Annotated in this window: 10 protein-coding genes; 7 read left to right on the top strand and 3 right to left on the bottom strand. The window is 64.1% G+C overall.

Going from position 1 to position 12,978, the window contains the following annotated elements:
* Positions 1-127: 127 nt before the first annotated feature.
* The gene (locus ACODSP_RS20240; RefSeq protein WP_488967356.1) at positions 128-1,237 is read left to right on the top strand and encodes an efflux RND transporter periplasmic adaptor subunit; all 1,110 of its coding nucleotides are present in this window, start codon (positions 128-130) and stop codon (positions 1,235-1,237) included.
* Positions 1,234-4,323, top strand: coding sequence for an efflux RND transporter permease subunit (locus ACODSP_RS20235; protein ID WP_488967355.1), 3,090 nt, complete (start codon positions 1,234-1,236; stop codon positions 4,321-4,323). The genes ACODSP_RS20240 and ACODSP_RS20235 overlap by 4 nt, the downstream gene beginning before the upstream one ends.
* A gap of 279 nt (positions 4,324-4,602) precedes the next feature.
* Here ACODSP_RS20235 and ACODSP_RS20230 read toward each other — a convergent pair whose 3' ends face one another.
* Both ACODSP_RS20230 and puuE read right to left on the bottom strand, forming a co-directional pair.
* Entirely contained in the window at positions 4,603-4,896 is a 294-nt protein-coding gene (locus ACODSP_RS20230) for a hypothetical protein (RefSeq protein WP_488967354.1), read from the bottom strand.
* 177 nt (positions 4,897-5,073) lie between these two features.
* Entirely contained in the window at positions 5,074-6,000 is a 927-nt protein-coding gene (gene puuE, locus ACODSP_RS20225; protein WP_488967353.1) for an allantoinase PuuE, read from the bottom strand.
* 97 nt (positions 6,001-6,097) lie between these two features.
* Between puuE and uraD the strand changes: the two genes are divergently transcribed.
* From uraD to ACODSP_RS20205, 4 genes are all read left to right on the top strand, one after another.
* Entirely contained in the window at positions 6,098-6,637 is a 540-nt protein-coding gene (gene uraD, locus ACODSP_RS20220; protein WP_488967352.1) for a 2-oxo-4-hydroxy-4-carboxy-5-ureidoimidazoline decarboxylase, read from the top strand.
* Positions 6,634-8,058, top strand: coding sequence for an NAD(P)-binding domain-containing protein (locus tag ACODSP_RS20215; RefSeq protein WP_488967351.1), 1,425 nt, complete (start codon positions 6,634-6,636; stop codon positions 8,056-8,058). Before uraD ends, ACODSP_RS20215 begins: the two co-directional genes overlap by 4 nt.
* Entirely contained in the window at positions 8,046-8,399 is a 354-nt protein-coding gene (uraH, locus tag ACODSP_RS20210) for a hydroxyisourate hydrolase (protein WP_488967350.1), read from the top strand. Before ACODSP_RS20215 ends, uraH begins: the two co-directional genes overlap by 13 nt.
* 162 nt (positions 8,400-8,561) lie before the next feature.
* Entirely contained in the window at positions 8,562-9,149 is a 588-nt protein-coding gene (locus ACODSP_RS20205; protein WP_488967349.1) for a hypothetical protein, read from the top strand.
* A gap of 98 nt (positions 9,150-9,247) precedes the next feature.
* Here the strand turns inward: ACODSP_RS20205 and ACODSP_RS20200 are convergent, their stop codons facing one another.
* Positions 9,248-11,266, bottom strand: a complete 2,019-nt coding sequence (locus tag ACODSP_RS20200; RefSeq protein ID WP_488967348.1) for a methyl-accepting chemotaxis protein — start codon at positions 11,264-11,266, stop codon at positions 9,248-9,250.
* 223 nt (positions 11,267-11,489) lie between these two features.
* Between ACODSP_RS20200 and ACODSP_RS20195 the strand changes: the two genes are divergently transcribed.
* The gene (locus ACODSP_RS20195; RefSeq protein ID WP_488967347.1) at positions 11,490-12,848 is read left to right on the top strand and encodes an MFS transporter; all 1,359 of its coding nucleotides are present in this window, start codon (positions 11,490-11,492) and stop codon (positions 12,846-12,848) included.
* Positions 12,849-12,978: the final 130 nt, after the last annotated feature.

Raw genomic sequence — 12,978 nt, 5'->3', positions numbered from 1 at the left:
TGGTTTTCCTTCGTTGGGAAAACCATTCCGGCGGCGACTGCCGCCGCGCGGCCCGTGCCGCGTAAGCCAAGCTGCGGATGCAGCGCCGGCGTTTGAGGAACTGTAAACGAGAGTTGGGGGTAATATCATGGTGGGGGTTCGGGGCACCGGTTTCATCCGGGGGCGGGGGGCGGTTCTGGCCGTCATCCTGCCATTGGTTCTGGCCGGTTGCGGGGCGAAGGAGGCGGAACAGGCCACGGTTCGCCCCGTGCGCGTGGCCCCGGTCAGCTTCAAGGACGCCCACGCCGCCCGTTCCTTCACGGGGACCATCGTCCCCCGGACGGAGGTGCAGGCCGGTTTTCGCGTCGGTGGCCGCATCGCGGCGCGTCTGGTGGAGGTGGGTGACCGGGTGAAGCCCGGCCAGACCCTGGCCCGCCTGGACCCGACCGACCTGGAACTGTCGCTGAAAGCCGCCGAAGCGCGGCTGGCCCAGGCCGAGGCGCAGGCCGCACAGACCGCCGCCGACCTGAAACGCTACACACCGCTTCTGTCCTCCGGCACCGTGTCGCAGGCGCAGTTCGACCGGGTGAAGGCAGCCGCCGATGCGGCCGCCGCGCAGAAGCGGGAGGCCGCATCCACCCTGTCCATCGCCCGCAACCAGCGCGCCTACGGGTCCCTGACCCTGGATCAGGGCGGGGTGATCACCGCCGTCCTGGCCGATGCCGGCCAGATGGTGGGCGATGGCCAGACCGTGCTGCGCATGGCGACCGACCTGGGCCGCGAAGTGGCCATCGATGTGGCGGAGGGCGACCTTGCCCACCTGTCCGCTGGCGGTACCGCCACTGTCGCGCTCTGGGCCGATGGCGATATCAATCTTGCCGGCACCATCCGCGAAATCACACCCGTGGCCGATCCGGCCAGCCGCACCTTCCGCCTGCGCGTCACCCTGCCCGCCAATGCGCCCGACGCCGTGCGTCTGGGCATGACGGCCCGCGTCAGCTTCCCCGAGGCGGATGCCGCCGCCCTGGCCGTGCTCCCCTCCTCCGCCCTGTTCCATCAGGGGGACAAGCCCGCCGTCTGGGTATTGGCCCCGTCCAAGGACCGGGTGCTGCTGCGCCCGGTGGAGGTTACGGCCTACCGTCCCGATGGTGTCGCCGTGAAATCCGGGGTGAAGGAGGGTGAGTTGGTGGTGACCGCCGGTGCCCACCGTCTGGATGCCAATCTGCCCGTGCGCGTCTGGGATGGGGGCCTGCCGTGAGCGGATTGAACCTTTCCGCCTGGGCCATCCGGCATCAGGCGCTTGTGCTGTTCATGATCATCATGTCGCTGGCTGTCGGCGCCTATTCCTTCGTGACGCTGGGCCGGGCCGAAGACCCGCAATTCGCCATCCGCACCATGGTGGTGACGGCGCAATGGCCGGGCGCCACCGCGCGGGAGATGCAGGAACAGGTCACCGACCGTATCGAACAGACCCTGCAGCAGGTGCCGAACTATCACTTCACCCGGTCCTATGCACGACCGGGCGAAACGGTGATCTTCATCAACCTGCATGACTACACCCGGTCCGACACTCTGCCCGATATCTGGTATCAGGTGCGCAAGCGCGTGGGTGACATGGCCCACAACCTGCCCGCCGGCGTCATCGGCCCGCAATTCAACGATGAATTCGGCGATACGTTCGGCATCATCTATGCCTTCACGGGCGACGGGTTCAGCCAGACCGAGATGCGTCAGGTCCTGCTGGCCGCCCGCCAACGTTTGCTGACCCTGCCGTCCATCGGCAAGGTCGACCTGTTGGGCGTGCAGGATGAAAAAATCTATGTGGAATTCGATACGGGCCGCCTCGCCTCGCTGGGCGTGACGGTACAGCAGATCGGGCAGGCCCTGGCGGCGCAGAACGCCGTCAACCCGACCGGCCTGATCGATACCGGCACCGACCGTATCCGCGTGCGCGTCACCGGCGCCTTGAAGACCGAGGAGCAGGTGGCACAGCTGCCGATCCAGGCCGGTGGCCGCCTGCTGCGCCTGGGCGATATTGCCAGCGTGCGCCGCGCGGCTCAGGACCCGGCGGAAACCCTGATGCGCCATAATGGACAGCCGGTGACGGGTCTGGCCATCGCCATGGCCGCCGGCGGCGACATCCTGAAGCTGGGCGACGCCGTCAAGGCGGAGATGAAGACCATCCAGGCCGCCTTGCCGCAAGGGATCGACATCGCCCTGGTGGCCGACCAGCCGACCGTGGTGCGCGAGAGCATCGATGAATTCGCCAGCGCCCTGGCGGAGGCCCTGGCCATCGTGCTGGTCGTCACCTTCCTGTCGCTGGGCCTGCGCACCGGCGTTGTGGTGGCGCTGTCAGTGCCGCTGGTGCTGGCCGTTACTTTCGGCGTGATGAAGATGGCCGGCATCGACCTGCATAAAATCTCCATCGGCGCCCTGATCATCGCGCTGGGCCTGCTGGTCGATGACGCCATCATCGCGGTCGAAATGATGATGGTGAAGCTGGAACAGGGCTGGGACCGGGCCAAGGCTGCGGCCTTCGCCTGGACCTCCACGGCCTTCCCCATGCTGTCGGGCACGCTGGTCACGGCGGCGGGTTTCGTGCCCGTGGGTTTTGCCCATTCGGCGGCGGGTGAATATACGGGCGCCATCTTCTGGGTGGTGGCCACGGCCCTGCTGGTTTCCTGGCTGGTGGCCGTCATCTTCACGCCCTATCTGGGCTACAAGATGCTGCCGCAGAACCTGGATGGCGGACATGGCGAGGATCATAACGCTGCCTATCAGAAGCCGCTGTACCGCCGGCTGCGGGCCAGCCTGGTCTGGACCGTGCGCCATCGCTACATGGTGATCGCGGCGACGGTGGGGGCCTTCGTCATCTCCATCGCCGGCTTCGGCCTTGTGCAGCAGCAATTCTTCCCCAATTCCGCCCGCCTGGAACTGGTGGTCGATCTGGAACTGCCCGAAGGCACCTCCATCAATGTCACCCAGGCCCGCGTGAAGGAGCTGGAGGCATTGTTCGCCAAGGATGACGGCATCGCCAGCTATAGCGCCTTTGTCGGCAATGGCGCGCCGCGCTTCTACCTGCCCCTGAACCAGGAGCTGAAGCGTCCCAATTTCGCGCAGTTCATTGTAGTGACCAAGTCGCTGGAACGGACCGTGGAGATGGCCCGCACCCTGCCGCGTGATCTGGAAACCCGCTTCCCCGACGTCCGCACCCGCGTGGCGCGGCTGGAAAACGGCCCGCCCGTGGGCTATCCGGTGCAGTTCCGCATCATGGGCCGTGACCCGGAAATGCTGCGCAGCATTGCCAGCGACCTGCGCGACTTGATGCGCGCCAATCCCAACACCGTGGACGTCAATCTCGACTGGACGGAAAAGCTGAAATCGGTGCGTCTGGTCGTGGATCAGGACCGGGCCCGCGCGCTGGGCGTCACCAGCCAGGATCTGGCCCTGGCGCTGCAGACGGTGATGACCGGCTATACCGCCACGCAATATCGCGAAGGAATCGAACTGATCGACGTGGTGCTGCGCGCCGGTCAGGATGAACGCGTGGCCGCCGACCGTCTGGCCGAACTGCGCCTGCGCGGCCCCAATGGGCCGGTACCGCTGTCACAGGTGGCGCGCCTGGACTATGGGCTGGAGGAAGCGATCCTCTGGACCCGGTCGCGCGACCTGACCCTGACGGTCCGCGCCGACCTGAAGGGCAATATCCAGGCCCCGACCGTGGTGGCACAAATCGAAGCCGTCCTGGGCCCCCTGCGCGCCAAGCTGCCCACCGGCTACCGGATTGAGGTGGGCGGTGCCGTGGAGGAAAGCGCCAAGGGTCAGGCCTCCATCATGGCGGTCGTGCCGGTGATGATCGTCCTGATGCTGACGGTGCTGATGGTACAGCTGCAAAGCTTCCAGCGCGTGATCCTGGTCTTCCTGACAGCGCCTTTGGGCCTGATCGGGGTGACGTTGGCCCTGCTGTTGTTCAATCAGCCCTTTGGCTTCGTGGCGCAGTTGGGCGTGATCGCGCTGGCCGGCATGATCATGCGCAATGCCGTCATCCTGGTCGATCAGATCGAACAGGATATCGCCGCCGGCCATGGCCGTTTCGACGCCATCGTCGATGCAACCGTGCGCCGCGCGCGGCCCATCGCGCTCACCGCCGCCGCCGCCGTCCTGGCCATGATCCCACTCTCGCGCTCCAGCTTCTGGGGACCCATGGCCATCTCCATCATGGGCGGCCTGATCGTGGCAACCGCACTCACCCTCTACTCCCTGCCCGCCATGTACGCCGCCTGGTTCCGCGTCCGCGCGGACGAGACGGGCCCGACATCGCCGGGGGGTTGGGGCGGGGAGTGAGGAACCGCTAGAAATAATCCGAGATACGGACAAGTTTATGTGAAGCCACCCTATGTCGTCATCCCGGCGAAAGCCGGGACCCAGGGGTCAAGCGCCCGACCCATCGGCAGGTTCGACTGCGGCAGCGTCAACCGCTGCTCCCATGGCCCCTGGGTCCCGGCTTTCGCCGGGATGACGATAAGAGGGACTTCTAATCAACTTAAACCCGATCTAATGCTTTGCAACACGCGCATCGGCGGCAAGGACCTTGATTATCTGCTATACCTAGCCAAGTCTAACCTACCGCCAAGTCTCCTGCTGCCTATCCGACCCATCACGCCGGGCAGCCCACCACGTAATTCCTGCAACAGCGCCGCTAAGCGCGCCCACCGTTGGCAGAAACAACCCATCATTCATGGAAAAGCTGATAGCCAAGAAAAGCCGCATGATGATGAAGCCCGTCACGCCGCCAAAAAATAAATATATAAACCAATATTCCAGACCAAACCGATGCAAAAACCACGTCAACGGCAAGCAAACCAGAATCATTGCAGTTGTTACAAAAATCATCGGCACGCCAAGAACGTAAGCCATTTTCACAAAGATTCTAGTGAGGTCTCGCCAATTATCCACATGAATGTCGGACACAACCAAGATTGCTGGTAACAGTCCAACAACGCATGTCCCCGCAGTCACCGCCATGACAAAGCTGCGTAAGGGCTGCCACGATATTCTCGCCAGGAAATCATTGCACCGCTTGATCAACACCCCTCACCCAAGCCACGCATGCACCGCCCGCCAATGCTGCGCAATATCCACGCGCCGCGCCACCCAGACCTTGTCATGCGCCATGACATGGTCCAGGAATTTCTCCAAGCCCCGCACCCGCCCCGGCCGGCCGATCAGGCGGGTATGCAGCCCGACCGACATCATCTTGGGCGCTGTCTCGCCTTCCGCATACAGCGCGTCAAAGGCGTCACGGGCATAAATGAAGAAATCATCCCCCTGGTTGAAGCCCTGGGCCGTGCCAAACTTCATGTCATTGACGTCCAGCGTATAGGGGATGACCAGATGCGGCTCCCCCTGCCCCGCATAGGTGCCGGGCGGCAACCAATAGGGCAGGTCGTCATTATAGGCATCCGCATCATAGAGGAACCCGCCCTCCTCCACCACCAGCCGCCTTGTGTTCGGCCCAAGCCGGCCCGTGTACCAGCCTAAGGGCCGTTCCCCCGTCAGTTCCCGGATCGTGTTGATGGCAAGGCGCATATGCTCCCGCTCCACATCCTCCGGCACATTCTGATAATCGATCCAGCGCCAGCCATGCGAGGCGATTTCATGCCCGGCCTCGACCATGGCCCGCGCGGCATCGGGATGGCGGACCAGCGCCATGGCGACGGCGTAGCAGGTGATCTTGATCCCATAGCGGTCGAACAGCCGCATCAGCCGCCAGAACCCGGCTCGGCTGCCATATTCGTAAACGGACTCCACCGACAGGTTGCGCTGCCCTGCCAAGGGTTGCGTGCCCACCACCTCCTGCAGATAGGCCTCCGACTGCCCATCGCCGTGCAGCAGGCAATTCTCCCCGCCCTCCTCGTAATTCATCACGATCTGCACCGCGATGCGGGCATCGCCCGGCCAACGCGGATGCGGCGGATGGGCGCCATAGCCGATAAGGTCGCGGGGGTACGGGACATTCATGCGCGAAACACTCCTGGTCCGGAACCGGGGTCAATCATGGCGATGATGTCATTGATCGTTTCGCTTGCGCACAAAAAAATCCATGGCACGATGGGACATGGCCGATGACACCGCACCCGTCCCCGCCCGTCCCACCCCCGCCCTGCTGAACAGCTTGGCCCACGCTGACTTTGTGCATTTGTTAGGCGGGATTTGGGAGGACAGCCCCTGGGTGGCCGAGGCGGCGTATGAGGCCCGGCCCTTCGCCGATATTGTTGCACTGCACAACGCCATGATCCGCGCCGTGCGCGATGCAGGGCACCCGGCGCAACTGTCGCTGCTGCGCGCCCATCCCGATCTGGCGGGCAAGCTGGCACGTGGCGGCGGCCTGACGGCGCACAGCAGTGCCGAACAGGCGGGCTTAAGCTTGGACCGGTTGAGCGATGAAGAGTTTGACTGGTTCGACCGACATAACAGCGCCTATCGCGACCGTTTCGGATTTCCCTTCATCATCGCGGTGAAGGAAAATACCAGGGACAGCATCAAGGCTGCCCTGGCAACCCGGCTGGACAATGATCCCGCCGTGGAAATGAAAACAGCATTGGGAGAAGTCGCCAAAATAGCCAAATTCCGCCTGGAGGGGCTTTTTGGGACATGAGTGATGATGGTTTGGCAGCGCTCGCTGCCCAGGTTGCCCGCGACCTGACCCTGCTGGATTATCCCGCCCGGCCCTGGGTACCGGCGCGCACCCATGCTGACGGCCCTGTCTATGACGTGGTGATTGTCGGTGGCGGTCAGGCGGGATTGGCCACCGCCTTTGGCCTGATGCGGGAAAAGGTCGGCAATATCCTGGTGATCGACCGCAACAAGGCGGGGCAGGAGGGGCCGTGGGTGACCTTCGCCCGCATGATCACCCTGCGCACGCCCAAGCACCTGACCGGTCCCGACCTGGGTGTACCGTCCCTGACGCCGCGCGCCTGGTATGAGGCGCGGTTTGGCACTGATGCCTGGGCCAGCCTGGGCAAGCTGCCCAAGGAGGTTTGGCAGGAATATCTGTCCTGGTATCGCCAGACCCTGAACATCCCCGTGCGCAATGAATATGACCTGACGCGGGTGGAGCCGGAGGATGAAACCGGCATCCTGCGCCTGACCGTCGACACGCCCGATGGGGAAAAACTGCTGCTGACCCGCAAGCTGGTGCTGGCCACCGGCATTGACGGGGCAGGGCGCTGGCATGTGCCGGATTTCATCCGGGGCGTGGTTCCCGAAAGCCGTTATGCCCACACCTCCGAATTCATCGACTTCACAGAACTGAAAGGCAAACGCATCGGCGTGCTCGGCGCCGGTGCCTCGGCCTTCGACAATGCCGGCACGGCGCTGGAAGCGGGCGTCGCCTCGGTCGATCTCTGTCTGCGCCGGCCCGACCTGCCGCGTGTTAACCCCTATCGCTGGATGGAATTCTCCGGATTCCTGGGCCATTTCGCCGCCATGGGCGATCTCAATCGCTGGCGCTACATGCGCCATATCTTTGACCTGAACCAGCCGCCGCCGCAGGACACGTTCCACCGCTGCGTCCTGCATCCCAACTTCGCCTTCCACACATCCTGCCCCTGGGAATGGCTGCGGATGGAAGGCGACGAGATCCATGTCGGCACGCCCAAGGGCGTGATGATCTTCGACTTTCTGGTGGTCGGCACCGGCTTCATCGTGGAGGCGGCCTTCCGGCCCGAAGTGGCGGCCTTTGCCAAGGATATCGCCACCTGGGCCGACCGTTTCACCCCGCCAAGGGGGGAAGGCAACCCCCTGCTGATCCGCTATCCCTATCTGGGTGATGCGTTTCAGTTTACCGAGCGTGTGCCCGGCGGCGCCCCGCATCTGGCCAATATCCATAACTTCACCTTCGGCGCCACCCTCTCCATGGGCCTGTCCGGCGCCTCGATCAGCGGCATGAAATATGGGGTGCAGCGGCTGGTCCAGGGCATCATCCGTGACCTCTGGCTGGCCGATCAGGACCATTTCCTGGCCGACCTGAAAGAATATGACCAACCCGAACTGGTAAGCACGACATGGCCCGCCTGAGCACGCATGTCCTGGACACAGCCACGGGGCGCCCCGCCGCCGGGTTAAAACTGGAACTGTTCTTCCTGGCGGATGGGCAGCGCACCCTGATCAAAACGGAATGGACCAACGGAGATGGCCGCACCGACAGCCCCCTAGTGTCGGGCGACACCATCCCCGTTGGTCGGTATGAGCTGCTGTTCCAGGCCGGTGACTATTTCCGCAGCCTGGGTATGGCGCTCACCGACCCGCCCTTCCTGGACGAAATCCCCCTGCGCTTCGCCATCGCAGAAGCCGACGGCCACTATCACGTCCCCCTGCTACTCAGCCCCTGGAGCTATTCGACCTATAGGGGGAGTTGAGGGGGGGAGTACGGTGTCGTCGATAAGCCAGCGTCCAAAGCCGTCAGCAGCCCGTCACGTGCAAGGCATGGAGCGAACGAAAACAATTTTATCGATAAATATCATTCGATTTATCTCATTTTAATATATGATATCCCCTGAAATCTCAATCCGGGGGCAAATATGAGTACTTCCGACGAGGATGATAACTCTTACTATGACGAGATCGAGGAAAATATAAAACCCGCCAGAAGAAATTTTCTTGTGATTATAATTGCATTCATACCTGTTATTCTTGTATTCTTTTTGGCGTCCAACATCCTCTCAAATCGCCCCACGTATAAGCTGAACAAATCCTTGTTCAAGCGAGGGGAAATAATAGAGGCGCTTTATCTAGGAAACGGCGACAAGGTTAAAAATCAGATAGGGCTGATGCTCTACAGCAGAGGAATGTTGGAAACGATCGACGCACATACACGAATGTCGGGCGATCCGCGCTGCCGCAACATGGTTCACTCCATGGAGGCGGAAGGCCTGTTTATAGGTGCCATACTCACCGGCTTAGTCGGGAGCATTGAGGTCATCATGAAAGGGGGACCAGACATGGCCGATGTGATGAGCGCCACATCAATCACCATAATGCACACACATGGCGCCGATGATGCCAGCACGCTGATGGACCCGCAGGGGCCCTTCGGCTGCGACAGCGAGGTCACACACCGGGTGCTGGCCGGCATCCGGGGCGAAAACACCGCGGGCAAGCACGACTAACCAATTGCCCGACTGGATTAATTGGTCGCCCCGGCTTCGCCGCACCGGCGGCGCGGCGGCAGTCGCCGCCGGGGCTGATTATGGCCAACCACAACAGCTTACGCCGCAAACCGATCCACCAGCCTGCCGCCCAGCTGCAACTTCTCGCCATCATCCAGAACAAACGCCACGCCGTTCTGCGCCCCCTCGCGCGTCTTCACCCGGAACGGCAGCGTGCCCTCCAGGCCCGGCACCGACAGCAGCCCTTGCGCCCCCTCGGCCAGCGCCAAGCCTTCAACCAGCGCCCCGCCGGCGGAAATGTTCAGCAGGCGGCCCTGGCGGCGTTCCCCCGCCACTTCCACCGACACCTCAAGATCCACCGCGTGCCGTTCCCCATGCCGGCGGTCGACATCCACCGTGGCGGTGCGCACCACGCGAACCAGGGTCTGGCGCAGGTCGCTGACCGATCCCACAATGCGCATGGCGACTTCCCGCATGGCGGCGGCCTTTTCGCCGGTGCTGCCGGCCTCCTGCGAGACGGTATCAATGCGGGTCGCCACCTCCTGTGCGGCTTCCGCCGTTTCGGTGACATTGCGGGAGATTTCGCTGGTGGCGGCGGCCTGTTCCTCCATGGCCTCCGCAATGCCCGCCGACACTTCATCCATGGCGCGGATGGCATCGGCAATGCCTTCCACGGCCATCACCGCCTCGGCGGTGACGCTCTGGATCAGCTGGATCTTGGCCGTGATCTCTTCCGTTGACCGCGTGGTCTGCGTCGCCAGGTTCTTCACCTCCGACGCCACAACGGCAAATCCCTTGCCGGCATCGCCGGCCCGTGCCGCCTCGATGGTGGCGTTGAGCGCCAGAAGGTTGGTCTGCTCGGCAATATCGCGGATCAGGTTGGCCACACCACCGATCTGCTCCACCACGTCCGACAGGCTGTCGATGGTGCCGCGTGTGCGCTGGCTGCGCTCCACGGCCTGACCCGACAGGCTGGTGGCATGCGCCACCTGGGCGCTGATCTCATTGATCGACGCGGTCAGTTCCTCTGTCGCCCCAGCCACGGCCTGGGCATTGGCCAGGGCGTGCATGGCCGCACTGGCGACATTGGCGGCACTGTCGCGCACCTGCGACGCGCTGTCGGCCATGGCGGCGGCGGCGCTGTCCATATCCTTGGTTTCCACGGCGATGCCATCCACGCTGGCCCGGCTTTCGGCCTCCACCGTTTCGGCCATATGGCGCAGGGCGGTGCGGCGATGCTGCTCGGCCGCCGCCTCCTTTGCCTGCTGCTCGGTGCGCAGGCGGGCGGCATCGGCGGCACTGTCGCGCAACGCCTCGATGGCGTGCGCCATATCGGCCAACTCGTCATGCCGGTCGGCCATGGCCGGCACCGTCACCTTCAGGTCCCCGCGCCCGATCCGGGTCAAGGCCCCCGTCAGCCCGATCAGCGGCATGACCACATTGCTGCGCAGCGCCAGCAGCACCACGACCGCAATCGCCACCCCAACCCCGGCCAGCGCCAGGATCAGCCAGGTCAGCTTGGCCGCGATGGCATCGGCGGCGGCCAGTTCCGTCTGCATCTTCTGCTTGGCGGCCTCGGCCACCTTGCGCACATCCTCTGCCACGGCGTCCAGTTCGGCTGACATGCCATCGGTTTCGCCGACAAAGGCGCCCATCAGCATGTTGCCCACCTCCGGCCCGCTATTGACATAGGCCTTCGCCATGGCCGTGCCCTTGGTATAGAAGTTCGCGACGAACCCCTCCAACCGGCCCAGCGCCGCCTCGACCTCGGTCAACCCCATGCCCGCCGCGTGTTTGCGTGCCGCACTCATGTTGCGCAGCAAATCGTTGCGGGCCTTCTCCGCCTCCTCAAACCCCGTATCCAGCCCCTCCAGCCCGCGCGTCGCCGACACATCGGTCAGCCAGAGCTGCACCCGCATCACATCGCCGCGAATATCCTTCACCATGGTGACCAGCGTCAGGGCCTGATCGGCGGCGCGTTCGGCGGCCTGCTTGGCGACCGCCACCTGGGCGCGCTGCTGGCTGGCCCCGATGGCCATCACCACCGCCGCGATCAGCAGCAGCGCCAGGATGGCCAGGTTGGCCAGCAGAATCTTCATGGAGAGGTTGAGACGCATTGAAAGGCCCCTTGTCATACCGGTTCGTGAGGCTTGGTTGGTGAGGAGGGAGGTAACATAAGCGCCTCATGATTGAAACAACCGCTGCCTATTGCGCCGGGGAAGGGTGCCATCCGCTGGCGTCGGGGATAAATGCCCCCTCGACCAAGCCTTGCCGACCGCGTAACGTCCGGTCCCAAGCCCGGTAGCAAACCGGGCACCGGGAGGGTTCAAGCGGGCGACCATGCGGACTTTGGGTCTCAAGGCCAAGATCGGCTACGCCGTGGGCGATTTCGGCCTCAATCTTTATTGGCAGTCGCTGCTGCTGTTCATTCTGTTTTTTCAGATGGATGCGCTGGGCCTGTCGGCGATGGATGCCGGGCTGTCCTATCTGATCGCGTCCGTCTGGGATGCGGGCATGGACCCGCTGATGGGGATCATATCCGACCGCACGCGGACCCGGATGGGCCGCTATCGGCCCTTCATCCTGTTCGGCACGGTGCCGCTGGCCTTCGCCTTCTGGCTGTGTTTTTCGCCGCCCGCCTTCCTGGTGGCGGGATCGGCGGGGATGATGCTGTTCGCAACATGCACCCACATGCTGCTGCGCACCTGCTACGCGGTGGTGGCCATCCCCTATTCATCACTGACCGCCGCCATGACGCGGAACAGCGATGAACGGGCCAGCCTGACGGGCTGGCGCATGCTGCTGGCCTTTGCCGGCTCCACCTCCGTTTCGGCCCTGCTGCCGCTGCTGGCCGGCTGGTTTGACAGCTATAGCCCGGCTGCCGCCTGTGTAGGCGCCCTGGCCGTACTGGCCCATGTCGCCTGCGCCCTGTCGGTGCGTGAACTGCCGCCACCCGCCACGCTCATGGAACCGGTGCATCTGGGCTTACGCGCCGATCTTTGTGGCTTCATGCGTGGCGTGCTGCGCAACGGGCCGCTGCTGCGGTTGCTGGCGGCCACGGTGGCGCTGCACCTGTCGCTGGGCCTGCTGATGCGCAATGTGCCCTTCCTGCTGAAATATGATCTGGGCGGCGATGCCACCCTGACGGCCCAGGCCCTGACATGGTTTTCCGCCGCCGGCATCGCCGCCGTGCCGGCCTGGGTCTGGGTTGCGCGCTCCTGGTCCAAGGGCATCTCCTGGCAGGTGGGCAGCGCCATGGTCATCGTGGGCGGCATCGCCCTGGCCTTCACCCCACCGGGCAGCCTCTGGCTGACGCTGGCCTGCCTGACGCTGATCTTTTTCGGCCATGCTGCGCATGCGGTGGCCATGTGGTCCATGCTGCCCGACGCCGTGGACTACGCCCATTGGCGCCACCGCCGTCGGGACGAGGCGAAGGTCTATGGCCTGGCTTCCCTGATCTTGAAGCTGGCCCTGGGCGGCTCCGCCTTCCTGGGCGGGCTGGCGCTTGACGGTGTCGGCTATGTACCGGGCGCCGTACAGGCCGAAGGCACCCTGACGGGCTTCCGCCTACTGGCCGGCCTCGCCCCTGTTCTCGGCCTGGGCCTGTCAATGCTGGCGGTCGCCGGCTACAGCCTGAACGCCGAACGGCATGGCCGGATACAGGCTTTCCTGGGACGCCGGGCGGACCGGCTGCAATGACGGGGGCTTACACCAAGAACCCTTGATGCTCACCCACCGTAGGTCGTGGGTGAGGCGCATGCCGAACCCCGACATTCAATGGGACCGTCGCTTGGTCGTGGTTCGCTTGGCGCTCACCCGCGACCTACGG

Source organism: Niveispirillum sp. FG156 (genome assembly GCF_057809555.1).
Note: the sequence above shows the minus strand (reverse complement) of the source record. Positions and strands in the feature narration are given on the sequence as shown.

Excerpts from the sequence above, each read along its gene's own strand:
- ACODSP_RS20240 (WP_488967356.1), top strand. The coding sequence starts at position 128 with ATGGTGGGGGTTCGGGGCACCGGTTTCATCCGGGGGCGGGGGGCGGTT.
- ACODSP_RS20230 (WP_488967354.1), bottom strand. The coding sequence starts at position 4,896 with ATGGCTTACGTTCTTGGCGTGCCGATGATTTTTGTAACAACTGCAATG.
- puuE (WP_488967353.1), bottom strand. The coding sequence starts at position 6,000 with ATGAATGTCCCGTACCCCCGCGACCTTATCGGCTATGGCGCCCATCCG.
- uraD (WP_488967352.1), top strand. The coding sequence starts at position 6,098 with ATGGCCGATGACACCGCACCCGTCCCCGCCCGTCCCACCCCCGCCCTG.
- ACODSP_RS20215 (WP_488967351.1), top strand. The coding sequence starts at position 6,634 with ATGAGTGATGATGGTTTGGCAGCGCTCGCTGCCCAGGTTGCCCGCGAC.
- uraH (WP_488967350.1), top strand. The coding sequence starts at position 8,046 with ATGGCCCGCCTGAGCACGCATGTCCTGGACACAGCCACGGGGCGCCCC.
- ACODSP_RS20205 (WP_488967349.1), top strand. The coding sequence starts at position 8,562 with ATGAGTACTTCCGACGAGGATGATAACTCTTACTATGACGAGATCGAG.
- ACODSP_RS20200 (WP_488967348.1), bottom strand. The coding sequence starts at position 11,266 with ATGCGTCTCAACCTCTCCATGAAGATTCTGCTGGCCAACCTGGCCATC.
- ACODSP_RS20195 (WP_488967347.1), top strand. The coding sequence starts at position 11,490 with ATGCGGACTTTGGGTCTCAAGGCCAAGATCGGCTACGCCGTGGGCGAT.